This window comes from Kribbella sp. NPDC056951, from assembly GCF_042674205.1.
Lineage (GTDB): Bacteria > Actinomycetota > Actinomycetes > Propionibacteriales > Kribbellaceae > Kribbella > Kribbella yunnanensis.
The window spans coordinates 469,182-493,410 of record NZ_JBHUQZ010000002.1; the positions used below are offsets into that span (position 1 = coordinate 469,182).

General features: G+C 67.7%; 23 protein-coding genes. 10 read left to right on the forward strand and 13 right to left on the reverse strand.

Going from position 1 to position 24,229, the window contains the following annotated elements:
* Nucleotides 1-45 precede the first annotated feature (45 nt).
* From ACFTSF_RS09800 to ACFTSF_RS09815, 4 genes are all read left to right on the forward strand, one after another.
* Nucleotides 46-900, forward strand: a complete 855-nt coding sequence (locus ACFTSF_RS09800; RefSeq protein ID WP_380153462.1) for an alpha/beta hydrolase family protein — start codon at nucleotides 46-48, stop codon at nucleotides 898-900.
* A 22-nt stretch (nucleotides 901-922) separates the two neighbouring features.
* On the forward strand, nucleotides 923-1,813 hold the full coding sequence (locus ACFTSF_RS09805) for an XRE family transcriptional regulator (RefSeq protein WP_380153463.1): 891 nt from the start codon (nucleotides 923-925) through the stop codon (nucleotides 1,811-1,813).
* A gap of 140 nt (nucleotides 1,814-1,953) precedes the next feature.
* Nucleotides 1,954-4,497 (forward strand): trypsin-like serine protease, encoded by a 2,544-nt coding sequence (locus tag ACFTSF_RS09810; RefSeq protein WP_380153464.1) that lies wholly within the window; start codon nucleotides 1,954-1,956, stop codon nucleotides 4,495-4,497.
* 78 nt (nucleotides 4,498-4,575) lie between these two features.
* On the forward strand, nucleotides 4,576-6,261 hold the full coding sequence (locus ACFTSF_RS09815; RefSeq protein ID WP_380153465.1) for a glycoside hydrolase family 9 protein: 1,686 nt from the start codon (nucleotides 4,576-4,578) through the stop codon (nucleotides 6,259-6,261).
* Here the strand turns inward: ACFTSF_RS09815 and ACFTSF_RS09820 are convergent, their stop codons facing one another.
* Genes ACFTSF_RS09820 through ACFTSF_RS09830 form a run of 3 tightly spaced genes read right to left on the reverse strand, consistent with a single transcriptional unit; the run spans nucleotide 6,262 to nucleotide 9,499 of the window.
* Nucleotides 6,262-7,923, reverse strand: coding sequence for an FAD-binding oxidoreductase (locus ACFTSF_RS09820; RefSeq protein WP_380153466.1), 1,662 nt, complete (start codon nucleotides 7,921-7,923; stop codon nucleotides 6,262-6,264). It lies immediately after the preceding gene.
* A gap of 21 nt (nucleotides 7,924-7,944) precedes the next feature.
* Nucleotides 7,945-8,889, reverse strand: coding sequence for a TIGR03621 family F420-dependent LLM class oxidoreductase (locus tag ACFTSF_RS09825; RefSeq protein WP_380153467.1), 945 nt, complete (start codon nucleotides 8,887-8,889; stop codon nucleotides 7,945-7,947).
* The gene (locus tag ACFTSF_RS09830) at nucleotides 8,879-9,499 is read right to left on the reverse strand and encodes a lysophospholipid acyltransferase family protein (RefSeq protein WP_380153468.1); all 621 of its coding nucleotides are present in this window, start codon (nucleotides 9,497-9,499) and stop codon (nucleotides 8,879-8,881) included. The genes ACFTSF_RS09825 and ACFTSF_RS09830 overlap by 11 nt, the downstream gene beginning before the upstream one ends.
* Before the next feature lie 133 nt (nucleotides 9,500-9,632).
* Between ACFTSF_RS09830 and tsaD the strand changes: the two genes are divergently transcribed.
* The 3 genes from tsaD (at nucleotide 9,633) to ACFTSF_RS09845 (ending at nucleotide 13,598) form a co-directional block, all read left to right on the forward strand.
* Entirely contained in the window at nucleotides 9,633-10,700 is a 1,068-nt protein-coding gene (gene tsaD / locus ACFTSF_RS09835) for a tRNA (adenosine(37)-N6)-threonylcarbamoyltransferase complex transferase subunit TsaD (RefSeq protein WP_380153469.1), read from the forward strand.
* A gap of 78 nt (nucleotides 10,701-10,778) precedes the next feature.
* Complete coding sequence (locus ACFTSF_RS09840) at nucleotides 10,779-11,015, forward strand: aminotransferase class III-fold pyridoxal phosphate-dependent enzyme (protein WP_380153470.1); 237 nt, start codon at nucleotides 10,779-10,781, stop codon at nucleotides 11,013-11,015.
* 339 nt (nucleotides 11,016-11,354) lie between these two features.
* Complete coding sequence (locus ACFTSF_RS09845) at nucleotides 11,355-13,598, forward strand: DEAD/DEAH box helicase (RefSeq protein ID WP_380153471.1); 2,244 nt, start codon at nucleotides 11,355-11,357, stop codon at nucleotides 13,596-13,598.
* On the opposite strand, the gene ACFTSF_RS09850 is transcribed toward ACFTSF_RS09845, so the two are convergent.
* Nucleotides 13,595-13,957, reverse strand: coding sequence for an STAS domain-containing protein (locus ACFTSF_RS09850; RefSeq protein ID WP_380153472.1), 363 nt, complete (start codon nucleotides 13,955-13,957; stop codon nucleotides 13,595-13,597). The genes ACFTSF_RS09845 and ACFTSF_RS09850 overlap by 4 nt on opposite strands.
* 113 nt (nucleotides 13,958-14,070) lie before the next feature.
* On the opposite strand from ACFTSF_RS09850, the gene ACFTSF_RS09855 reads away from it, so the two are divergent.
* The gene (locus ACFTSF_RS09855; RefSeq protein WP_380153473.1) at nucleotides 14,071-14,418 is read left to right on the forward strand and encodes a YciI family protein; all 348 of its coding nucleotides are present in this window, start codon (nucleotides 14,071-14,073) and stop codon (nucleotides 14,416-14,418) included.
* Here ACFTSF_RS09855 and ACFTSF_RS09860 read toward each other — a convergent pair.
* The 3 genes from ACFTSF_RS09860 to ACFTSF_RS09870 are packed head-to-tail and all read right to left on the reverse strand — an operon-like array spanning nucleotide 14,402 to nucleotide 16,705.
* Nucleotides 14,402-15,001 (reverse strand): DUF1684 domain-containing protein, encoded by a 600-nt coding sequence (locus tag ACFTSF_RS09860; RefSeq protein ID WP_380153474.1) that lies wholly within the window; start codon nucleotides 14,999-15,001, stop codon nucleotides 14,402-14,404. The genes ACFTSF_RS09855 and ACFTSF_RS09860 overlap by 17 nt on opposite strands.
* A complete protein-coding gene (locus tag ACFTSF_RS09865; protein WP_380153475.1) occupies nucleotides 15,001-16,473 on the reverse strand; it encodes a carboxylesterase/lipase family protein in 1,473 nt (490 codons plus the stop codon). The genes ACFTSF_RS09860 and ACFTSF_RS09865 overlap by 1 nt, the downstream gene beginning before the upstream one ends.
* Before the next feature lie 58 nt (nucleotides 16,474-16,531).
* A complete protein-coding gene (locus ACFTSF_RS09870; protein WP_344163705.1) occupies nucleotides 16,532-16,705 on the reverse strand; it encodes a CsbD family protein in 174 nt (57 codons plus the stop codon).
* Between the two features lie 132 nt (nucleotides 16,706-16,837).
* On the opposite strand from ACFTSF_RS09870, the gene ACFTSF_RS09875 reads away from it, so the two are divergent.
* A complete protein-coding gene (locus ACFTSF_RS09875; protein WP_380153476.1) occupies nucleotides 16,838-18,169 on the forward strand; it encodes a glycoside hydrolase family 27 protein in 1,332 nt (443 codons plus the stop codon).
* Here ACFTSF_RS09875 and ACFTSF_RS09880 read toward each other — a convergent pair.
* From ACFTSF_RS09880 to ACFTSF_RS09895, 4 genes are all read right to left on the reverse strand, one after another.
* Nucleotides 18,156-19,082, reverse strand: a complete 927-nt coding sequence (locus ACFTSF_RS09880) for a phosphotransferase family protein (RefSeq protein ID WP_380153477.1) — start codon at nucleotides 19,080-19,082, stop codon at nucleotides 18,156-18,158. The two genes, ACFTSF_RS09875 and ACFTSF_RS09880, sit on opposite strands and share 14 nt — an antisense overlap.
* Nucleotides 19,083-19,246: 164 nt before the next feature.
* A complete protein-coding gene (locus tag ACFTSF_RS09885) occupies nucleotides 19,247-19,531 on the reverse strand; it encodes a WhiB family transcriptional regulator (protein ID WP_380153478.1) in 285 nt (94 codons plus the stop codon).
* Between the two features lie 76 nt (nucleotides 19,532-19,607).
* The gene (locus ACFTSF_RS09890) at nucleotides 19,608-20,837 is read right to left on the reverse strand and encodes a serine hydrolase domain-containing protein (RefSeq protein WP_380153479.1); all 1,230 of its coding nucleotides are present in this window, start codon (nucleotides 20,835-20,837) and stop codon (nucleotides 19,608-19,610) included.
* A gap of 48 nt (nucleotides 20,838-20,885) precedes the next feature.
* On the reverse strand, nucleotides 20,886-21,656 hold the full coding sequence (locus ACFTSF_RS09895; protein WP_380153480.1) for an SDR family NAD(P)-dependent oxidoreductase: 771 nt from the start codon (nucleotides 21,654-21,656) through the stop codon (nucleotides 20,886-20,888).
* Between the two features lie 136 nt (nucleotides 21,657-21,792).
* Here ACFTSF_RS09895 and ACFTSF_RS09900 point away from each other — a divergent pair, with 136 nt between their 5' ends.
* Nucleotides 21,793-22,323 (forward strand): NUDIX hydrolase, encoded by a 531-nt coding sequence (locus ACFTSF_RS09900; RefSeq protein WP_380153481.1) that lies wholly within the window; start codon nucleotides 21,793-21,795, stop codon nucleotides 22,321-22,323.
* A 44-nt stretch (nucleotides 22,324-22,367) separates the two neighbouring features.
* On the opposite strand, the gene ACFTSF_RS09905 is transcribed toward ACFTSF_RS09900, so the two are convergent.
* Nucleotides 22,368-22,745 carry an RNHCP domain-containing protein gene (locus ACFTSF_RS09905; RefSeq protein ID WP_380153482.1) on the reverse strand — a complete coding sequence of 126 codons (378 nt, stop codon included), beginning with the start codon at nucleotides 22,743-22,745 and terminating at the stop codon, nucleotides 22,368-22,370.
* A gap of 321 nt (nucleotides 22,746-23,066) precedes the next feature.
* Nucleotides 23,067-24,218 carry a zinc metallochaperone AztD gene (aztD, locus tag ACFTSF_RS09910; RefSeq protein ID WP_380153483.1) on the reverse strand — a complete coding sequence of 384 codons (1,152 nt, stop codon included), beginning with the start codon at nucleotides 24,216-24,218 and terminating at the stop codon, nucleotides 23,067-23,069.
* Nucleotides 24,219-24,229 lie beyond the last annotated feature (11 nt).

Below are 24,229 nucleotides of genomic sequence, written 5' to 3' on the forward strand. Positions count from 1 at the left end.
AAGAATCATCATCGACCCCGCCCCGATTCCGAAAGGTGTCTTCGAGTGCGAAGATTATCCCTCGTCGTCAAAGCCGTCCTCGCCGCCGCAGTGGTCGGCCTGGTCGCCGTCCAGCCTGCCTGGACCGCCACGACGTCCTCCCCCACCGTCACCGCGACCCGGTACTACGAGCAGCCGGGCCCGCACCAGGTCACCAAGGTCACCGGCGGCCCCGACCACACGCTCTACTACCCGTCCGACCTCGCCTCGGACACCGCCAAGCACCCCGTCATCCTGTGGGGCAACGGCACCGGCGCCACGGTCAGCCAGTACGACGAGGCCCTGAAGCACTGGGCTTCGTGGGGCTTCGTCGTCGCCGCCGCGAACACCGGCCAATCCGGATCCGGCAAGGAGATGCTCGCCGGCGGCACGTTCCTGATCGCCGAGAACGGCCGCTCCGGCAGCATCTTCCAGGGCAGGATCGACACCGCGAACATCGGCGCGGCCGGCCACTCGCAGGGCGGCGGTGGCACCATCGCGGCCGCCTCCGACGCGATGGTCAAAGCCAGCTCGCCGATCCAGCCCGGTCCGCAGGGATCGGTCCCGGCGATGAAGGGACCGAGCCTGTTCATCGCCGGACAGCTCGACTACATTGTGCCCTCGCCGTACGTCCGCGGCCGGTACGCGTGGGCGACGACCTACCCGGCGTTCTTCGCCGAACTGAAGGGCTCGGACCACTTCTTCCCCGGTGACACCCGCAAGCGTTTGATCGGGGTCGAGACGGCCTGGTTCCGCTACTGGCTGGCAGGCGATCAGCAGGCGAAGGGGGTCTTCTTCGGCCCGCGGCAGTCGGCCGAACTGTTCAACGACGACGGCTGGTCGTCGGTCGACCGCAACAAGAAGGCCGACGCGATCAGCTGACCAGGGCGGTAAGGAGGCGGCGATGCGGCAAGCCAACCGAGAGCTGACCCGGCTCTTGCGCACCGGCCCGTTCGAGGCCGCGCTCGACTCGGCCATCGCCGCCGCCAACATGTCACTGGAAGACCTGCGGCTACGGCTGGACGCCAAGGGCGTCACAGTCAGCCGTACGACGCTGTCGTACTGGCGGCGTGGCCGCAGCCGGCCCGAGCGAGGCGAGTCGCTCGAGGCCGTGACCCGGATCGAGGAGATCCTGGACCTGCCCGCCTCGTCCCTGCGGGCGCTGCTCGGTGCCCGCCGCCCGCGCGGCCGCTGGATCGATCACCCGCCCGGAACACTGGATCGCTGGAAGCTCTGGCCGTCCTCCGAGCCGCTTCTCAAGGCCCTCAACGCCCCGCCCGACGGCCAGCTCGCGTTCCTCGACACCAGCGACCTGCTCGTCGTCAACGAGGACGCCGGAATCCGCCGGCAGCGCGTCCGGCTCGTCGCCGAGGCCCGCGCCGAACGGGTCGACCGCTGCATGGTCTACCACGAGATGGACGACCCGCAGAACCTCGTTCCCGAGCTGGCCGGCGTGACGTTCGGCCGCCGCGGCCGGGTTCGGTGCGATCTGGAGAACCGCCAGTTCGTCGCCGAGTTCCTCTTCGACCGGCCGCTCGAGACCGGCGAACACGCGATCATCGAGTACGAGCTCAAGCTCCCGGTCAGTCAGCCGATGGACAACTTCTATCGCCACTTCACCCGCCCGGGCGGCCTCTACACCCTGCAACTGCGGTTCCTCGGCCGGCAACCCGCCTGGGTGCGCCGCTCCGATCGCTCGCACACGGCGAACCTCCACCTGAGCGAGGCCGGTACGACGTCATTCGCCGTACCGGAGGTCCGTCCGGGCACGGTCGGCGTCCGCTGGGCCTGGTGAATGCGCGTAAAACTGTGAACAGAACAGCGCTCTGACCAGCACGAACGCAGCGAATTCAAAAGTGCGGAACAGCATTCCAACCGACCGCAAATAGCGTCGCTACCGTCCTCCTACGGAATTCCCGCCCCAAGGAGGTAGCAATGCGCTCTCTGCGTAGAGCGGTACCCCTGTTGGCCGCCGCAGTGGCCACTGCCTTACTGATGCCGCACGCATCAGCGGCCGAACCGGAAGGTGTCGTCGACACGTCAGCGCGTCAGCCGGTGGCCGGTCTCTACCTGGTCAAGCTGAAGAACGCGTCGCTCGAGCAGCAGGACCGGGCAACGATCGGCAGCGCGGCCTCGACGCTCGCCGACCGGTACGGCGGCAACGTCACCGACGTGTTCAGCACCGTCATGCAGGGCTTCGTCGTGAAGAACCTCAGCGACCAGCAGGCCCGGCGACTGGCCGCCGACCCCACCGTCGCCTCCGTCATCCAGTCCGGCACTGCCCACGCCGCGGACACCCAGGACAACCCGCCGAACTGGGGCCTGGACCGCATCGATCAGCGGGACCTCCCGCTGGACAAGAAGTACACCTACCCCAAGGACGGGGCCGGGGTGAACATCTACATCGTCGACACCGGCATCCGCTACGCCCACCAGGAGTTCGAGGGCCGGGCCAAGTTCGGCGCCGACTTCGTCGAACCGCCGACCAACGGTGAGGACTGCGACACCGCGAAGAGCCATGGCACGCACGTGTCCGGGATCGCCGCCGGCAAGACCCGCGGGGTGGCGAAGAAGGCCACGCTGTGGGCGGTCCGCATCCTCAACTGCCAGTCCAGCGGCCAGGACACCGACATCGTCGCGGCGGCCGAGTGGATCGCGAACAACGCGAAGAAGCCGGCCGTCGTCAACCTCAGCGTGTACGCCGACAACCCGGCGATCGGCGTCGACGCGATCAAGAGCGCGATTGCCACCTCCGGCGTGCAGTGGGCGCTCATCACCGGCAACAACGGCGGCAACGCGTGCGACTACGGTCCTGGTGGCCGCGTCGACACCGGTGTCCGCACCGCCAACGCCACCAGTTCGGACTCGCGGGCGGGTGATTCGAACGACGGGCCGTGCACCGATCTGTTCGCGCCTGGTTCGAACATCAACTCGTCCGTCAACTCGTCCAACTCGTCGTACGGGAACCTGTCCGGTACGTCGATGGCCGCGCCGCACGTCGCAGGAGCCCTGGCCCTGCGACTGGCCGAGCAGCCGAGCGCGACCCCGGCCCAGCTCAAGTCCTGGGTGCTCGACAACGCGACCACCGGCAAGATGACCAACATCCGCTCCGGCACCCCGAACAGGCTGCTGTACATCCCGAACGGTCCGACGACCCCACCCACGGGTGACTTCACCGTGACGGCCGATCCGGCGTCCGGTTCGGTTCAGGCCGGCAAGTCGGTCTCGGCCACCATCAAGACCGCCGCGAGGACGGCCGCGGAACCGGTCACCGGAGGGCGCACCGGTGGGGGCGCCGGTCCCGCGGTCGTCGGCGGCCGGCCGACCACTGTCGCCGAGTACCCGTTCATGATCTCGATGCGGCGCGAGGGCTCGTCGTTCCCGGGGCAGCAGTCCTGCAGCGCCTCGTTGATGGGACCGCACACGGTACTGCTCGCCGCGCACTGCCTGGTGGAGAAGCCAGGGCGCAAGTGGTTCGTGTACGGCGCTACCAACCTGAACGACTCCGGTTTCGTCGCCGAGATCAAGTCGTCCTGGGTGCACCCCAAGCACGTCAGCTACCAGGGCGGGTACGACGTCGCCGTCGTCCAGCTCGATCGCGACGTCCCGGTACCGGCCGGGATGACGTATCCGACCATCGCCACCGACACGAGCAAGGAGTCGGTCGGCACGAACGGCCTGGTGCTCGGCTGGGGCAAGACCGCCCAGAACACCTACAGCGAGGTGTTGCGCAAGGCAACCATCCCGGTCGCGCCCGACAGCGGCTGCAACGAGCGGTACACCGGTACGTACAAGCCGGCCCTGATGCTCTGCACCGGCTTCTCCGACGGCCGCATGGGGACCTGCCCCGGCGACTCGGGCGGACCGTTCCTGGTCGGCACCACGATCGTCGGAGTCTTCTCCTGGATGGACAACGCCTGCAACTGGTACTCGGTCTATTCCCGGGTGTCGACGTACAAGACCGAACTGCTCGAGCAGTTGGGTCAGACAGGCCCCGAGCCGACCGGTGACATCAACTTCTCGGCGAGCGGACTGCCCAGCGGCGCTACAGCGAGCTTCAGCCCGGCCAAGGTGAACGTCGGCGGTTCGTCGCAGCTCACCATCAGTACGTCGGCCTCCACCCCGGCCGGCGACTACACCGTGACGGTGACCGGCACGAAGGGCACGGCCAGCCAGCAGGCGACGTACAAGCTGACCGTCACTGGTGGCAGTACCGGCACTCTCACGCTCGTCAACCCGAATCACGTGACCTCGAAGAAGGGTGAGGCGGTCAGCCTGCAGATGGCGGCCGGCGGCGGATCGGGGAGCTACACGTTCTCGGCCACCGGGTTGCCGGCCGGTCAGAGCATCAACTCGTCCACGGGCCTCATCAGCGGCTCCCCCACCACAGCAGTCACCTACCGACCGACCGTCAAGGTCACCGACAGCGCCGGAGCTTCGGCCTCAGCCACCTTCTACTGGTTCATTTTCCCGTTCTGATTCCCTGAGACGTCCCGAGCCGGCTCGCCGCGGCTCGGGACGTTCCTGTTGGATGGAGGTCCGACGACGAGGGGTGGTGTGCGGGTGATCGCGTGGGACGGCGTCATACCGAGGGTGCTCGTGCCGCACCTGGGCTTCGGCAGCGGGTCGAGCAAGTCGGTGGTGGTCGTGAGCTTCCATCCGATTGTGAGCGCGACTCTCGCCGGTCGGGGGGTGTCCGTCGAGCTGACGCCGGGGCCGATCGAGGAGGTGCCGGGGTGGAGCAGCGGCCCGTACGCGCGGATCCCGCTGCCGGATGACCTTGCCGAGGGCACGTATGTCGTCAGTGTCCTGTTCGAGGGCGGCCGGACGGATTCGCCGCCGTTCACGGTCGGACCGGAGCGGTTGCAGCGGCAGACGATGTCGGACGTGCTGGCGTACTTCAAGGCAATGCGGTCGAGCGGTGAGATCGACCGCAAGGATCGGGCGGCTCGATTGTGGGGCGACTCCGGTACGACGGTCGATGCACGCGGCGGGTGGCTGGATGCCAGCGGGGACACGAGCAAGTTCCTGTCGCATCTCACGTACACGTCGACGATGAGTCCGCAGCAGATCCCCTTGTGTGCATGGGCAATGCTGGCCGCGCGGGACTCATTGCACCCGCGATTGGAGCGGATGCTGAGCGCGCGGCTGCGCGACGAGGCGTTGTGGGGCGCGGACTTCCTGATGCGGTTCCGGTCGCCGGAAGGGTACTTCTACACGGGCATTTTCGACGCCCTCACGAAGGACCTCGAGGAGCGGGTCGTCACAGCTCCCCTGCAGAACAGCGTGCGCACGAGCCGGTACCAGGCGGGCTACCGCCAAGGCGGCGGACTCGCAATCGCAGCCCTCGCCCGAGCGTCGACCGTGGACGACGACGGCGAGTTCACCCGAGCCGAATACCTCAAGGTCGCACAGGAGGCGTTCGCGCACCTCGAGAAACACAACCTGGAATACCTCTTCGACGGAACCGAGTCCGTACTGGACGATTACACAGCCCTCCTCGCCGCCACCGAACTGGTCGCCGCCGGAGCCGAGGCTGCTGAGGCAGCACGACGCAGGGCCGCAGCACTCGTCGCCCGGTACGTCGAACCTGCCCAGGGACCAGGCTGGTTCAGGGCGGACGAGGCGGGGCGGCCGTTCTTTCATGCGGCTGAGCCTGGTCTGCCGATCCTCGCTCTGCTGCGGTTCGCCGACGTACTGCCGGATGCTCCCGAAGCGGATGCGGCACGCGAGACCGCTCTCCGGGCGATGCTCGACATCGTCCAGCGCACCGACTCGGTCCCCAACCCGTTCGGCTACCCGCGCACGCTCGTCCAACCACTCGACGAGTCACCCCGCGAGTCCTTCTTCTTCCCGCACGCCAACGAGACCGGCTACTGGTGGCAAGGCGAGAACGCCGCCATCGCCTCCCTCGCAGCAGCCGCCACCGCCTGCGCCCGCCACCTGAATCACGACGCCAAGCGGCTTGTCACCTTCGCCGACGATCAGCTGGCGTGGATCGTCGGGCGGAATCCGTTCGACGTGTGCATGTTGCAGGGGCGGGGGCGCAACAACCCTGACTACGCGTCGGACTTCCCGAACTTCCCCGGCGGGATCGTCAACGGGATCACCGCCGGCTTCACCGACGAGCAGGACGTCGCGTTCCTCCCGCCCGATGCGCCGGACGGTGACGAGTGGCGGTGGGCGGAGCAGTGGATCCCGCACACCGCGTGGTTCCTGCTCGCCACCGCCATGGCCCGATAGCTACTGAACGATCTTGCCCGGGTTGAGGTTGCGGCCCGGGTCGACGACGCTGAAGATGCCGCTCACCATCTGCACGCCGGCCTCGGAGATGTCGTCGCCCAGCCAGCGCGAGTGTTCCGTGCCAACAGCATGGTGGTGCGACAACGTGCCGGCCGAATCAATGAACGCCTGCTGCACGGCCGACTTCACCACGTCGTACTGCGCGATCGGGTCGCCCTCGCCCGCCTTGAACGCGAACGTGAAGTACAGGCAGGCGCCGCTGTGGTACGAGTGCGAGAGGTGGCACATGATCCACCCCTTCACGCCGAGCTGCGCGAACGCCTTGTTGGCCCGCTCAACAGTCGTGTCGTAGAGCGGCATCAGCTTCGACCAAGCAGCCGACGTCTCCGACACATCGGCCAGCGCGCCGCGGTCGAGCAGGAAGTCGCGGATGTACGGCGTATCGAACTTCTTCTGGTCGTAGAGCGCTCCCGGGCCCTCTCCGACACCGATACCGCCGTGATCCGAGACGATCTTCTTGACCAGCTTGCGCTGCCGCGCGACGTGCTCCTCGCTGCCTTCATAGCCGATGAACGACAGGCACATCTGCTCGAGATCCCAGCCGCGCTTCTTGAGTACGGCGACCAGCGCCGAGCTCATGAACTTCGAGAAACCCTTGCTGGTCTTGCGAGTCGCGAACGAGAACGAGGTCTCGCGAGCATCCGAGATCCGGGTGATCGACGGCGCGGCGTCACTCGCGGCGATCGCCCGCATCGCCGCCACGCCACGCTTCCAGTCCGGGAAGAAGTAGCCGAGCACAACCCGCTTGGCCGGCTTCCGGTGCACCTGAACGGTGGCCTCAGTGATGACCCCGAGACGCCCTTCGCTGCCCAGGATCATCTCCCGCACACTCGGACCGGTCGAGGTGACCGGCACCGCGCGGGTCGCAAGCGTCCGCCCCGGCTGGACGACGCGCAACGCCTTGGTGATGTCCGCGATGTCGCCGTACTTGTCGGACTGCATGCCGGACGAACGCGTCGCGATCCAGCCGCCGAGCGAGCTGTGGGTGAAGCTGTCCGGGAAGTGGCCGAGTGTCCAGCCGCGTTCACCGAGCTGCTTCTCGAGATCGGGGCCGAGGGCACCGGCCTGGATCTGCGCCAGCCCGGACTCCTCGTCGATCGACAGCACCTTGTTCAGCCGGCCCAGGTCGAGGGAAACCACCTGGCGCGTCTCGTCGGCCGGCGCCTCCAGGCTGCCGGCGATGTTGCTGCCGCCACCGAACGGAATCAGTACGGCGTCCGCCGCCACGACCGCGTCCAGCACGGCGACGATCTGCTCCTCGTCGGCCGGGTACACGACCACGTCGGGGATCCGCCGCAGGTCACTCGCGCGGATCCGGACCAGGTCCCGCAGGCTCTTGCCGAAGGCATGCACAACGCGGTCGAGGTCGGTGCTGACGACGTACTCGGCGCCGAGAACGCCAGAGAGCGCTTTCTCAAGATCTTCCGACAGCTGCGACTTCGGTACGTCGAGCTCCTCGAACGCCAGCGGCGCCACGGCCGGAGCGTTCAGGTCGACGTCGATGACCTTCTGGACGAAGGGCGCCAGCGAAGGCTTGTCGTCGTGCGAGAACGCGACGCCGTCGACGCCCCAGCCCCACCACTTCATGTGCTGCACAGTCATGGTCTTGTCCTCTCAGAACAGTCAGGAGCCGGCGAGTTTGGCGACGACGGGGGCCATCGAGTCCAGCGCGTCGACCGCGATACCGATCGACGAGATGCCGAACAGTTCCCGCCGTACCTGCAGGTCCTCGACGATCTCGTCGACCGAACCGAACAGGGCGTGCGGCGTACCGAGCGCCTGCTCGGGAGTCAGCCCGAAACCGGCGGCCAGGTTGTTGGCCATCTCGGTCCGGTCGGTCCCGGGCAGCGCGAGGTGAATGCGGGACTGCAGGATCAGGTCGGTGAAGCGCTCTCCCGCGGCCTCGCGGATCCAGGCGATCTTCTGGTGGGTGGCGTCGACGGTCGCGTTCGGGCCGACCGAGGCGTCGATCAGGCCCTTCTGCATGTTCATGTTGATCGCGACCACGTCGGCCTCGCGCCCGGCCAGCGACAGCACGCGCTTACCGCCGCCACCGATCACGATCGGCGGGTACGGCCGCTGCACCGGCTTCGGCGTCCCTTCGAGACCGCGCACCTGGTAGTGCTTGCCCTCGAAGTGGCACGGCTTCTCCGCGAACAAGCCCTTGAGTACGGCGAGCGCCTCCTCGAGCCGGTCGATCCGCACACCCGGCGGGTCCAGCTGGATCCCGGCCCGCTCGTAGTCGGTGTGCAGCCAGCCCGCGCCGAGCCCGAGGTCGAAGCGCCCACCGGAGAGCGCGTCCAGCGTCGCGGCCTCCTTGGCGAGCACGACCGGGTGCCGGTAGTCGTTGCAGAACAGCATCGACCCGATCCGCAGCGTGCTGGTCGCGTTCGCGGCGGCCATCAGGGCGGCGATCGGGGCGATCTGCTCGTCCAGGTGGTCGGACACGGTGAGGCTGTAGTAGCCGAGGTCCTCGACCTTGCGGGCCAGCGCGGACCAGGAGGCCGCGGTCACCTCGTTCGGCGAGGAACACTGCACCGTGAAACGGAACGGCTTGTCAGCCGGCATCGCGAACTCCTTGGTCGTGAAGAGCGGTCACTGCGGCCTGCATCCGGGCGGCGAACGCGGGCACGGACTCCCCCGGTCCGGGAGTCAGCGGGGCGCCGATCGCGAACCGGACCGGCAGCCGTCCCGGCCGTGGCCAGTTCCGGCCCCGCGGCATCGCATCGTATGCGCCGGTGATGCCGATCGGGAGACAGGGCACCCCTTTGCTCACGCACAGCGCGGCCGCTCCGAGCTGGAAATCCCCCATCAGACCGTCGCGAGAGCGCGTTCCCTCCGGGAACACGAGCAGGCTGAACCCGTCGTCCAGCAACCGGCCCGACGTACCGCGCATCGGCTTGTTCTTGCCCCGGTCGATCGGGAACGCGTTGAACACGAGCCCGGTCAGAATCGCCCGCTTCTTGCTGTCGAAGAAGTAGTCAGCAGCCGCGCCGACCGCCAGTCGCCGAGTGAGCGCCAATGGGAGGAACGTCACCATCAGCGGCGCATCCAGATGGCTCGAATGGTTAGCCACCACGACCATCGGCCCGCTCACCGCAGGACGACCGACGACCTTTACCCGGACCAAATACCGCACCAACGGCTTCAGCACCCCACGCTGAATCACAATCCGCACCAACCCTGCCAGCCGTGACTCGAGCCAAGCCGGTTGACGCTTGGCGACAGGGGTGGGCTCCGGGGCCGGCTCAGCGCTCATCGGCGTTGACCTTACCTGCGACCGGATCGCAGATGGAAGCTATCCTCCAGCTATGAGCGTCACCCTCGGACTCGAGACGTCCTGCGACGAGACCGGCGTCGGAATCGTCGCCGACGGCGTCCTCCTCGGCCAGGCCCTCGCGTCGAGCATGGACGAGCACATCCGGTACGGCGGCGTCGTACCCGAGGTTGCTGCCCGAGCTCACCTGGAGTCGGTCAACAGCGTCCTGCGCCAGGCCCTCACCAACGCGGATATCAGCCTCGACCAGGTCGACGCGATCGCGGTCACGTCCGGTCCCGGTCTGGCCAGTTCGCTGCATGTCGGCGTGTCCGCGGCCAAGGCCTGGGCGCTCGCCCTCGGCAAACCCCTGTACGCCGTCCATCACGTGGCCGGCCACGTTGCCGCCGACGCGCTCGAACACGGCCCGCTGCCGGAGCGCTCGATCGCGCTGATCGTGTCCGGCGGTCACTCCTCGCTGCTGATGCTCAAAGATCTCGCGACCGACCCGATCGTGCACCTGGGCGACACCCTCGACGACGCGGCCGGTGAGGCCTTCGACAAGGTCGCCAGGTTGCTGGGGCTGCCCTATCCGGGTGGTCCGTCGATCCAGCGGGCCGCAGAAACCGGCGACCCGACCGCGGTGGACCTGCCGCGGCCGTTGCTGGGAAAGGTGAGCGAGCGCCATCGGTACGCGTTCTCCTTCTCGGGCCTCAAGTCCGCGGTCGCCCGGCATGTCCAGCTCGCCAGGCGCACGGGAGCGCCGATGCGGGCGGAGGACGTGGCGGCGTCGTTCCAGGAGGCGGTGGTCGACGTTCTGGTCACCAAAGCGGTCGCAGCCTGCCGCGACCATGGCATCGACACCCTACTGATCGTCGGTGGCGTCGCCGCGAACGCCCGGCTCCGTGCGGTCGCCGAGACGCGTTGCGGAGCGGCGGGTATCACGCTCCGTGTTCCTGCCCCCAGACTCTGTACCGACAACGGCGCCATGATCGCAGCCGTCGGCGACCTGATCGTGCGCTCCGGCGCCAAGCCGTCAGGCCTCGACTTCGGCGCCGACTCCTCAGCACCCCTCGACCGCAGCCTGCTGGGCTCAACTTCGGCCACCGGCACCCGGCGCTGATCGCCGCCGCGACCGGCCACCATCATCGTTGCGGACGGCAACTTCCACCGCCGGCTTCCGCTCCGTCGTGGCGGGATCATGCCGTTGTCGGCGGTCGTCACTGACCGTGCAGTGATGGATGTCATCACACCGGGCACCCACGGCACTCCCTTCGGCGGCAATCCGCTGGCCGCGGCGATCGGTCGTGCGGTTGTGAAACTGCTCGATACCCATGGGTCGACGATCCGGCTCTCGCCGCCGCTCACGATCACCCCGGACGAGCTCGACTGGCTGACCGGCTGGCTGGTCCGATCACTCAAATCACTGGCCGCCTGAAAATCGCCGGGCGGACTTGGGGGTCCGGTGGGTGACCTGACCGGGGACCGAGCGTAGTATTCTGGCAACACCGAACATCGGCATCGCCTTTCTGGGCCGATCGTCTCCGTCGCCGGCCGGACTGTGGCCGAACCGTACGGTGATCGGCTGCGCATCGATCGGCGTAGCGCCGTCAGTTCCGCCGGAATCCACGATCTCGATCGCTGGCCGGAGCGCCGGTTCCGCGCTCCTGGGGGTGGCCCGCACCGGGCCGCTGTGCGACGTGTCGCCGTCGGCGTAGTGACGCGCGGTGCCGCGTTCGCCTTGGACAGTGGTCCGTGGCACGACAGAGGAGGACCCTTGGCCCGACGAGGTCAGCGCCAGTCCGGGGCCGCCAGCGGCTCCGGCCGCCGGCAATCCGGCGACACCCGGCGCGACGCCGGCGATACCCGCCGGCAGTCCGGTGACGCCCGGAAGCAGAGTTCCGGCGGCGGCCGTGCCTCGAGTGGCGGGTCCAACGGTGGCGCGGCGGGCAACCGTAGGCGCCGCCCGGCCAAGGACGCCGAGGGCCTGATCCCGGTCCTGGCGAAGGCCGTCCGGGAGGTCGAGGGCGCCGTCGAGCGGGCCGCGATCAAGCCGTCGACCCGGACGAAATTCCAGGTCGTCGCGCTGCTCGTCCGCGAGGAGCGCGCCCGGGTGAACGCCGACGCCTCGGCCACCGACGCCCACCGGGCCGAGCAGCTGCGCCGCCTCGACGGTGTGGCCACGATTCTGGCCAAGACCGCTGCCCTCGAGCCCGCGCTGCTGCAGCTGCTGGCCGAGGACACCGTGATCTCCGAGTCCGCCGCGGCCCTGCGCCGCGAGATGCTGACCGCGGCCGGGATGGAGACTCCTGAGGAGCCGCCCGCCCCGGAGCCGGAGACTGCGCCTGAGCCCGCCGCGCGCCGCGTCGTACCGAAGACTGTTGTCGCCCGGCAGCTCGCGAACCCGTTCCTTGCGCCTGACTTCAGCGCGGCGCCGGTCTCCCGGCCGGTTCGCGCCCGGCGGCTCGCGGGCTGGGAGCTGATCACTCCCCTGCTCCGCTCCTTCGAGTACGCCGCTGCTTCCGCGAGCATGCCGTTGCCCGAGCCGGCCGATCTGCGGATCGCCGCCGGTCAGGAGCTGATGCCGCACCAGGCCCGCCTGATCGCCTCGGCGGCCGCCGGTCACCGCAGCTTCCTGCTGGCCGACGAGCCCGGTCTCGGCAAGACCGCCCAGGCCTTGCTCGCGGCCAAGGCGGCCAACGCGTATCCGCTGCTCGTCGTCGTACCGAACGTCGTCAAGACCAACTGGGCCCGCGAGGCCGACATCTGGACGCCGCAGAAGAAGGCGACCGTCATCCATGGTGACGGCGACTCGATCGACGGCTTCGCCGATATCGTCGTGGTCAACTACGAGGTGCTCGACCGGCACGTCGGCTGGCTCGGCGACCTCGGGTTCCGCGGCATGGTCGTCGACGAGGCGCACTTCATCAAGAACAAGAAGTCCCAGCGCTCCCGGAACGTGCTGGAGCTGTCCGAGCGGATCCGCACCCGGACCACGCGGCCGCTGCTGATGGCCCTGACCGGTACGCCGCTGATCAACTCGATCGAGGACTTCACCGCGATCTGGCAGTTCCTCGGCTGGATCGACGAGAAGGGCCCGCGCGCGGACCTGATGGAGTCGCTGGAGGACACCGAGCTCGTCCCCGCCGACCCCGGCTTCTACGCCGCCGCCCGGTCGGCCGTGATCAACATGGGCATCGTCCGCCGCCGCAAGGTCGACGTGGCCGCCGACATCCCGGCCCGCCGGATCGCCGACCTCCCGGTCGAGCTCGACGGTGCCGTCGGCCGTTCCATCCGCGAGGCCGAGCGTGAGCTCGCCGAGCGCCTGGTCCAGCGGTACAACACCGCGCTGGAAACGCGTACGTCCGGTGTCACGGTCGAAGGCATCGACCATGAGCTGGTCCGCCGCGTCGCCGGCTGGGAACGCCAGGAGATGGACAACAAGAAGACCGGCGAGAACGTGTTCTCCCTGGTTCGCCGGATCGGTCTGGCCAAGGCCGGGCTGGCGGCCGACTACGCCGCGCAGCTCGCCCAGAGCGTCGGCAAGGTTGTCTTCTTCGCCCGCCACATCGAGGCGATGGACACTGCCGAGGCACTGTTCGCCGAGCGCGGGATCAAGTTCGCCTCGATCCGCGGCGACCAGACGTCCAGCAAGCGGCAGAAGAACATCGACGCGTTCACCAACGACCCCGAGGTTTCGGTCGCGGTCTGCTCACTGCTGGCGGCCGGTGTCGGACTCAACCTGCAGGTCGCGTCGAACGTCGTACTGGCCGAGCTCTCCTGGACGAACGCCGAGCAGACCCAGGCGATCGACCGGGTGCACCGGATCGGTCAGGACATGCCGGTGACCGCGTGGCGGATCATCGCCGCGCAGACCATCGACACTCGCATTGCCGACCTGATCGACTCCAAGGCCGGTCTCGCGGCGAAGGCTCTCGACGGCTCCGACGAAGAGGTCGGCTCGTCGGCCGACGTCCAGCTCGAAGCCCTCGTCTCCCTGCTGACCGACGCGCTCAGCTAGGGAGCGGGCCGGTACGACGGGAGTGCTTGCACCAGCTCGGGGTAGAGCCTGAGCTGGTGCGGTTCGAGCAGCTCGTGCAACCACGGCTGCCCACCGGCGACTCGTAACCAGCCGTCGTGTTCGGATGCCAACGCCTCGGCCGCGACCAGTACGTCGACACCAGCGGGATCGAGTTCGCGCACCCGCCGTACGTCGATGACAACGGTCGAGGCCTTGGTCGTGATCACGCGTCGTAGTTCATCGGCGAAGGCGACCGCCGTCGACTCGTCGACCGTTCCGGCGACCTTCACCACCACGCACCCGCCGACCGCGGACCACGTACAAACAAAAGGGCCGCTGGCGTCCACAGGGCGAGTCATCGCCCGCTCAACCCGGCCGATCACGAATCAACCTTCATCAGATCTCCTCACGCAATACCTACAACCGTAGTACCCACTCCCTATTCGCACCCGGCGAGCAGTAGCGTCGGGCCATGGAGTTCGACCAGTACACGGTGACGATGCTGAGGTTAAGGGCAGACGCGCCGGTGATGAGTGAGGCCGAGGCCGGTGAGTTGCAGGACCGGCATCTCGCGCACGGCGCCGAGCTGCAGGATCGCGGGATCATCCTCGCGCGGGGGCCGTTCACCGACCAGGACGATCCGCAGTTCCGCGGGTTCTCGATCTGGTCGGTGGATCAGGAGACGGCCCGCGCACATGCCTCCGCCGATCCCGCCGTACTGGCTGGGCGGCTGGCGGTCACGGTGATGACGTGGATGATGCCGGCGGGGAATCTGCAGTTCACCATGGTGCGCGCACCGCGCTCTAGGGCTGAGGTGTGAGCTCGCCGACCGGGAGGTCGACCGGGACGGTGTTGGTCTTCGGGGCGAGCGGGCAGGTCCAGCGGGGGCTGTAGGCGCAGGATGGGTTGTAGGTGAAGTTGAGGTCGAGGGTGAGGGTTCCGGCGGTCAAGTCACCGCCGAGGTCGGCGCCCTTCACGGTGTCGATGAGGTAGCGACCGCCTCCATACGTTTGTTTGCCGGCGAGAGCGTCCTTGACGGGGACGAACAGGCCACCGCCGTACGACTCGAGCCACCAGACGTCGAGGTCGCCGACTCCCGGCAGGTGCGCGACGCCGACGCGGCTGAACGGGATCACGCCGTCGGTTGCCGAGGGAACCTCCCAGCGGACCGGCTCCACGTCTTGGTCGATGGTGACGTCGAAGCGGAGGTCGGCGCGGTAGGCACCGATCTCGGGACCTTCGTACGTCGATCGGTCCTCGAGCGGCGATGCGGGATGTTTCTTCAGGAGCTCGTCGCGGCCGGTGCGCCAGATCTTGTGGGCCTGCGCCGGGTCGCTTTGCGCGCGGACCTCTTCGTAGAGGGCGAACACGTGCCGTCGCCAGTCGGCCGTCTCCAGAGACATCAGACGCCCCAGACCGCTAGCTCGGCGGCTCGGGGCGCTGCCATGAGGGTTGAGGCGGGGTGGTCGAACGTCATGACCGGGCGGGTGGCGGTGTCGTACGACGGCCAGCCGGGGTCGCCGGTGGTGGCGAACGTGACCCAGACGGCGTGCATCTCGTCGGCGAGCTGCTGAGGCGCAACGCCGCCGTACAGCGGGGAGGTCGCGGTACCGAGGGTGTCGAACATGAACGCCAGCTCCAGCGAGTGGCAGGCGCCGAGCCCGTCGAGCGGCGACTTCCAGGCGAACTCATACAGGTACGGCGTCCCGTGCGGCCGCTGCGCAGTCGCCAGCTGGATCGTGGGAATCGTGAAGACGGAGTCGGTGGCGACGCTGGAGAGCACCTCGCCCGGTGACTGCTCGGGGCGATTGGCGACGTACGCGGCGGTGATCTGCGGCGGAATGCCCATCCCGGCGAGCGCATGGGGCAGAGCCTCGGCGGTCACCGCGGCGGCGAGGCCGGACGGCACGGTGAAGAAGCTGAACTCGTCACTCGTGTAGCCGGCCAGGAGGTCGATGCCTTCGGCGGCGCCGGCCGCGATCGCGGTGATCGGTACGTCGAAGATCAGCTCGTTGTCGATCACCGGCATGACCGGCATGATCCCGCCGCCGACGGCGATCGTGGACACACCCCAGCGGGTTGGGTCGGGCTTGGTGCGCATCTCGATCGCGACTATGCGTTGCGCGGCCACAAGGTCGTCGAGGCTGACCGATGCGAGGCCCGCGGCCGACCACTCGACGCCGAGCCGCTTGGCGACCTCGGCGGAGACCGAACCGGCGTCCTCGGCCAGCGCGGCCACGCGTGCCGATCCGCTCTGTACGACGGCTCGGCGGAAGAGGCCCTTCGCGGCCGGGATCGACATCAGCGTGGCGACGCTCATCCCGCCGGCCGATTCACCGGCGATCGTCACCCGGTCGGGGTCACCACCGAAGGCGGCGATGTTCTCCTGGACCCACTTCAGCGCCGCGACCTGGTCGAGCAGTCCGCGGTTGCTCGGCGATCCCGGGATCACGCCGAACCCCTGGATCCCCAGGCGGTAATTGACGCTGACCAAGATCACGCCGTCGCGGGCGAACGCCGTACCGTCGTACTCAGGCACTCCGTTGGATCCGTTGCGGAACGCACCACCGTGGAACCACACGAGCACCGGAAGTCCGCTACCGCCTGGGGTCCACACGTTCACGTTGAGGACGTCCGGTCCGGGGATGACCGGGTTCGATAGCAGGCCGTCGTACGGCGGCTCGTAGCCGGGCTGCGGCGCCGTCGCGCCCAGCGCGGTCGCGTCCCGCACGCCGTCCCACCTGACCGGTTCGGGGGCCTGATAGGCCTTCTCCCCCACCGGCGCGGCCGCGTACGGAATCCCGAGGAACGCGGTCACCTCGCCATCCGTCCGGCCTTTGACCTGCCCGCCCGAAGTCACCACGATCGCGTCCACGCCTCATGCTTACCACGCCGGTCCTCACCCCCAAGGGAGGACCGGCGCTGCGCAGACCTCAGTCCTTGAAGGCGTCCTTGGCCTTTTCGCCGGCCTGCTTGAGGTCGGCCGTCGTCTTCTCCGCCTGGCCTTCGGCCTGCAGGTCGCGGTTGTCGGTCGCGTCCCCGGTCTCCTTCTTCAGCTTGCCCTTGGCAGCTTCGGCAGCGTTCTTCATCTTGTCTCCGACGCTCATCACTCGCTCCTTCGCGGGTCGGTAAGCCTCGCCGGTGCCCACCGGGCGGTCATCCATGCCCGGCTAGATTCTTGACGTGGTGAAGTAACGCTCGTACGGTACCGGGAGTCCCTGCGACGAAAGGCGTTTGCCGTGTCCAGTTTTCTCCGCCGTACAGTCGCGCTGGCGACCGCCGTACCGGTCCTGATCGCCGCGGCGATCGTGCCGGCGCAGGCGAAGAGCGACTTCAGCGTCAAGCCGTTCATGGGCTGGAGCAGCTGGAGCGTGCAGTCGTCGAACAACCCCGCCTACGGCACCAAGTGGCTGACCGAGGCGAACGTGAAGTCCGCCGCCGACTCGATGGCGAAGAACCTCCGGGGATCCGGCTACACCAACATCAACCTGGACGCCGGCTGGAACGCCAACTGGAACTGGGAGTTCCGCACCGATGCCAACGGCATCCCCGAGGCAGACCCGGAGCGCTTCCCGAACGGCATCGCCAGCCTCGCCCGCTACGTGCACAGCAAGGGCCTCAAGATCGGCCTGTACGGCGGCGCCGGGCTGCAGACCGCGATCTACGACAAGAACGCGCCGATCCTCGGCACGAACTGCACGACCCAGGACATCACCGTCTACCCGCTAGTGAAGACGAACATGTGGGGCGGGGACTGGAAGATCGACTTCACCAAGCCATGCGCCCAGGCGTACTTCAACTCGATCGCCAAGCGGTTCGCGTCGTGGGGTGTGGATTTCCTGAAGGTCGACGGCGTCCTGAAGGAGAACATCCCCGACATCGAGGCCTGGTCCAAGGCGATCGACCAGAGCGGCCGCAAGATGTGGCTCACCGCCAGCGCCTGGCCGATCCCCCGCGAAGCCGGCGAAGGCCTGCAGCCGTGGGCCAACAGCGTCCGCGTCAACACCGACGTCGAGTGCTACTGCGACACCGTCTCGACCTGGACCAGCTCGGTCGACAACCGCTGGGAAGACCTGCCCAAGTGGCTCGACGTCGTCCGCCCGAACTACTGGCCCGACCTCGACTCGATGCCGATCAACAACAACTCCGGCGTCGGCATCCAAGACGGCATCAACGAAACCGAACGCCAGTCCGTCATGACGTTCTGGTCAATGGCCTCCTCACCCCTGTACGTCGGCGGCGATCTCGCGAACATCGACCCTCGCGCCATCGCGATCCTGACCAACCGCGAGGTGATCGCCGTCGACCAAGCCGGCGTCATCCCGACCCGAGTCACCGACGGCACCCTGCAAATCTGGAAGAAGCGCCTCCCCAACGGCAAACTCGCAGTAGCCGTCTACAACCTAGGCGATACCACCGCCGACATCCCCGTCACCTGGCAGCAACTAGGCCTCCACGGAAACCGCACCATCCGCGACCTGGTAGCCCACCAAAACCTCGGCAAGTCCAACAAGTCCTGGACCGCCAACTCAGTCCCCGCCCACGGCTCCCGCCTCATCACCCTCTCCTGACAACCTGCCTCGGGCGACTGCCCTCGCCCGCCGCAGGGAGATTGAACAACGCAGCAGCCAAACCCACCGCGTCGTCCCGCTCGTACGGGTCGGCGTCGTGGGCGTTGGCGATCAGCAGCAGGTGCACGGCGCGGTAGATGCGCAAGTGCTCCGCGTCGTACCCAAACCGATTGACCGCCGCTTGATCGAACGCCGCCTCGATCTCGCGGACCTGCGGTGACCAGAGTTCATACATGGTCCCCGCACTCGCCGCGTCGTATGCCGGATCCCCGCTCATAGTCATCAACCCGAAGTCGATGACCGCAGTCGGTCGGCAATCCGCGTCGACCAGAATGTTTCCCGCAGTCACATCACCGTGGATCATCCCGGACGCGTTGTCAGGCAACTCACGCACTCGCTCAAGCAGCCGCTCGACCTTCCCATCCAAGTCGTCAATCGCCGCCCGCAACTTCTCGCCGAACCGATCAACCCGCCGCTCCGTCAGCTCCGCCAACGCCTCCGGCCAACTCTGGCCCGCCGCCCGGAACGGCTCCGCCTCATCGAGAACCGCCAGCGTGGGCGTCGTTCTGACGTCCGCCAACTCCTCCAGTACGTCGAGCACACAATCCCGCGCCACCACCCATTCCGGCGTACCGAACTCAGGGGCGACCGTGTACAACGGCACTCCCGACAACTCGGCCTCGACAGTCACCCGGTACGGCGTCCGGTCGTGGACCTCGAGGATCTCCGGCGTGCGAATCGACGGCGCGTCCACCGCGGCGTAGAAATCCGCGAGCTGCCGCAGTTCCGCCGTACCGGCATGGAACCAGACCTTCGCGATCTTCCCCGCGCCCAACCGGAAGACCGCGCCTTGCATACCAATGGCAATCCGCTCAGCCCCTGGATACCCCGGCAGATGATCACGCAGTTCCATCCCGCCAGGCTAGTTGCGGACGGCATCCAACGCCCCGGAGTTTCGCAACCCGGACCGCTCCCACTCACCAACCTTTGTAGCAGCCACCGCTGCACGCTCAACCTCGCCTCAGAAACCAGCTGTTCGGGCACTTGGTGAGTGTTGGCGGTCCGCGCTGACGCTCATCAACCTCTGCGCCCGATCCGGCCGGGGCTGTGTTTCAGTTCTCGGCGTTCGAGTTCGGTCAGGCCGCCCCAGATGCCGGCGTCCTGGCCGGATTCGAGGGCTGACTCCAGGCAGTCGGGTCGGACCGGGCATCGGGCGCAGACCTGTTTTGCCGCAGCGACCTGGAGCAGCGACGGACCTGTCGTCCCGATGGGGAAGAAGAGCTCCGGGTCCTCGTCCCGGCAGGCGGCGGCCAGGATCCATGCCGCCGCCCGCACCCGCATCTCCGCCTCGCTGCTGCCCATCCCGGTCTCCTCCGTGAGCTTCCTGAAGGTAAGACCACAAACCGCGCGCAGCTGTGACAATCCGTCCGTCAGGCGGTCACAAGCAGGCCTTGACTGCGTCTGACAGGCTCGACGCGCGCGGTTCGCCGACGCGGAACGACCAGCGGTTCATCGCGTAGCCGAAGCCGACGCCGGCGTCCGGGTCCGCGAACCCGATCGAGCCGCCGGAGCCCGGGTGACCGAACGACTTCGGGCCGAGCATCGGCTGCGGCGGGCAGGACCGCCAGAAGCCGAGTGACATGTAGAAGGAGCGGTCGGCCGGGAGGTCCAGGCCCGGCGGGAGCCCGTGCATCCGCGTCTTGTCGGTCTGGACCTCGATCATCCGCTCGACGGTGGCCGGGTCGAGGAGCCGGATCCCGTCGACGTCGCTGACCGTGGCGGCGTACATGCGGGCGATCGAGCGGGCGTCGGCGACCATGTTCGCGGCCGGTACTTCGGCGGCCCGCCACTCGCGCTTGGTGAAGTAGTCCGAGGTCGGGTCGAAGGCACCGCCGAGCACGCCCGCCTTGGCCTGCACCGAGCCCTCACCCCACACCGAGGTCATCCAGGCGTTGACCGTGTCGGCGTCGAGCCCGGTCGTCTCGAGGATTCCTTCGGTCATCTCCTCCAGCGTGAACGGCGCGGCATACTCGATCTTTGCGACGTTCTCCTCCTGCTCCGCCGGCAACCCGATCCAGGCGTGCAGACCGAGCGGGCCGGCGACCTCGTCGGCGAAGAAAGTACCGAGCGATTTGCCAGAGATCCGCCGTACCACCTCACCGACCAGGTAGCCGAAGGTCACCGCGTGGTAGACGTGTTCCGTGCCCGGAGTCCACAGCGGCTTCTGCGCCTCCAGCGCGTGGATCACCGGGTCCCAGGCGTAGGCGTCCTCGAGCGACAACGGCCCGTCGATCAGCGGCAGCCCGGCCTGGTGCGACAGCAGCCAGCGGACCGGGATCTGGTCCTTGCCCGCGGCACCGAACTCCGGCCAGTACTTCGCCACCGGCGCATCCAGATCCAGGTCCCCGCGCTGGGCGAGCAGGTGCGCACAGATCGCGGTCGCACCCTTGGTCGTCGACGCGACCTGCGCGATCGTGTCCTGCTTCCACGGCCGCCCGGCCTCGGTGTCGGCCAGTCCGCCCCACAAATCCACGACCGGCCGACCCCCGGCGTACACGGCCACCGACGCGCCCGACTCGCCGGGATTCCCGTCGAAGTTCGCGCGGAACGCATCCGCAACCTTGCCCCAGCCGTCCTCAACATGTCCGTTCACGAGTGTGTTGTTCATGTCGAGGACGATTCCCGATGCCGCTGACACCGCGCTGACACCGCCCAGTCAGTGCAAGGTGTACCCGCCATCGATGACCACGACCGACCCGGTCATGAAGCTCGACGCATCCGAAGCCAGGAACACCACGGTCGGCGCGATCTCCTCCGGTACGGCGTACCGCTGCATCGGCGCGTCATCGATCCACCGAGCCTTGAACCGGGGCTCGTCCACCGGCGCCATCTCGGTCTTGGTGTATCCCGGCGCCACCGCGTTCACCCGGATGTTCAACGGCGCCCACTCCGCCGCCAGCGACTTCGTCAACTGATGCACCGCCGCCTTGGAAGCGTTGTACGCCGGCTGCCACTGCGGCCGATTCACAATCTGCGCCGAGATCGACCCCACATTCACGATCGTCCCGCCACCCACCTTCGAGAAATGCACAGCCGCCGACTGACTCAGCTTCCACAACCCACTCACATTAGTCGAGAACACCTCGTCCCACTCCGCATCCGGCACCTCCAACGCCGCCCGATGAAAACAGGCCCCCGCGTTGTTCACCAAAATGTCGAACCGCCCAGTAGCCTCCACCGCCGCCGCAATCGCCGCCCGCCCCGACTCCCGATCATCCACTTCAAGCCCAACCCCCACCACCGTCCGCCCAGTAGCCGCCGCAACCTCCGCAGCAGCCACCTTCGAAGCCTCCTCATCCCGCGCCCCGATCACCACATCAGCCCCCGCCTCAGCCAACCCAGTCGCGAACGCCTTCCCCAACCCCCGATACCCACCCGTCACCAGCGCCGTCCGCCCCACCAACGAAAACTTCTCCAAGATGCCCATGCAGCATTCTCACCCCGCGCGTACCGACCGTCGTACTCCCGTTCGGCACCCCGGCCCGTGTCCGTAACACCGCATCCTGCCGATCCGTTGAGGCGCTACACACCGCTCACAACCACGACACCTCGAAGGACCCCGCATGGAATGGAAGAACCTCGGCGAGACGGCCGTCTACGAGAACCCCTGGTTCAAGGTCAACCTTGCCGACGTCGAACTACCCAACGGTCGTCACCTCGACCACTTCACTATCCGCCTGCGGGACGTAGCACTCACTGCGGCGATCAACGAGCACGACGAAGTCCTGCTCCTGTGGCGGCACAGATTCATCACTGACAGCTGGGGTTGGGAGCTACCTGGCGGGGTGGTGGACGATGGCGAGACCCCAGCGGAAGCCGCAGCCCGGGAGATGTTCGAGGAAACCGGCTGGCGCGCCGGCCCGCTGCAACCCTTGATGATCGTGGAACCTGCCAGCGGCCTAATCGATGCGCGGCACCATATCTACTGGTCCGAAGGCGCTGAGCACGTGGGCGAACCGGCTGACGACTTCGAGTCGGAACGACGCGAGTGGGTGCCGCTGAAGCGTGTCCCCGAGCTCATCGATGAGCACGCGATCCCGGCAGCCAACACGTTGTCAGCCCTGATGCGGCTTCATCACCTGCGGCAGCTCTGACAGCTTGGGTGGTGACGAGGTCGCGGTCACCACCCAAGCGCCCGTCAGACCTTTGTCTTGCGGGTTCGGGGTTTGCGGGGTGGGTCTGGGTCGGGGGCGAAGGGGATGAAGGGCATGGTGAGGGGTAGGGCTGCCAGGCGCATCAGGAGGAGGACGTTGTCGTCGCCGGCGGTCTTGTTGAGGCGTAGGCGGCCGCAGTTGGTGCAGCGGTGGATGAGGACCCAGCGACCCTCGCCGCGGACGGTGACGGCGATGGGTTCCATGCCTGCGGAGCAGTCGGCCTTGCGGTCGCCGGGGACGTTGCGGTCCAGGTGCCGGGACCACAGGCAGCTCGGACAGTGATTGCGGTGGGTGGTGCCGGGGGCGTCGAGCGAGACGTCTACGCCGCAGTGCTCACAGTTGAACGAACGTGCGAATACCAAACCGAAGAACCTTTCAGAGCGAAGCTGCTGGACAGAACAGACATGGCTTCCTCCTTCCGGTTCACACCGGTCGATCCGGCGCACGTCTCTCCAGCAGACCAGTACCGCGGCACCCCGTCAATCGATTAACGTCCAGGGACGCCAACCATCACGGAGACCTTCCCGTACGACGGCGGCCGTCAGGTCACGGCGTTCGTTCCGGACGAGGCGCCCGAGGCGGTCATCTACGCGGGCGCTGGATCCGAAGAATCGTGGTTCCAGGAGAACGCGGCTCGTTGGGCGAACGCCCTGGTCCAGGCCAAGGCCGACGTACTCGTTGAGTCAGTGCTGGATGCCGCTGAGTTCGTTGGGGGCCTTCGGCAACGGTGTCGTCACCAGCACCTTCCCGGACGCGATGTCGACAGCGTGCAGATTCTTCGTCGACGGGTCGGACACGTAGGCGGTCCCACCGCGGACGAAGAGCGCCGGGCGGGCCTCCTGCCATTCCAGCGGCTCCTGCCACTTCTTGATCACCGGGATGGTTTTGGTGACCTTGCCTGCCTCGGGGTCGATCACGTGGATCTGGCCGTCGGTCCCCAACACCAGCGCCTCACCCTGCGGACCGCGGCCCAGTGAGCGGAAGGTGTAGCTGGTGCCGAGGCCGACCAGCTGCAGCTTCCCGGTCTCGGTGTTGATCAGCGACACCTGCTCAGGACGTTCGAGCTCCGCGTCGGCGTCCTGCTTGTAGTCGCCCAGCACGATCCGCGACGTGTCGGAGCCGGCCTGGTTACCGGTCCGCCCATAGGCAGTGGGGCTCTTCACCTTCGTGATCACGCCACCCTTGTAGATCAGTACGCCGTCCTGGCAGCCGATCACCACCACCTCGTCCTTCGCGGTGGCCTCGCCGTGGACGCCAGGGCAGCTCTCGTTGCGGGCGATCTCCTTGCGGTCCTTGTCGAGCACGAGAATGCCGACCCGTTTCTCCTCGGTACCCAGCGTCGTGACCAGCTCGCCGTTTGCCAGCTCAATCGCGACCCCATGGTGCGGCGCAGCCGACTTGTAGGTCCGGGTGGCGGCCTTAGGATCGGCGACCGTCTTCGAGTCGAGGATCGTGACCTCACCGGTCCCGTCGGCGAAGAGCACCGTCCGCCCAGCATGGCGAACGACGTGCCCCGGCTTCGAGCCCTTGAACTCGACCGACGTCAGCTCAGGGCTCAGTGCGTCCAGCACCCGGAAGCCGGTCCCGGTAGACACCATCAGGTGGCGGTCGTCGCCGGCAGGGTTGATCCGGTTGAACCCGTCGAGCGGGATGTCCTTGGCGACCTTCAGCGACTCGCCGTCCAGGACATACAGACCACCGTCGTACGTCGTCACGATCGGATCCTTCACGGCGTTCGCCGCATTGCTCGGCGTACCGGCTGATTTCGGCTCCGCACCGCAGGTGGTAAGAGCGAGGGCCGCGGTCATTACGGCGGCCAGTGTGTTCTTCTGCATCAGGCTTTCCT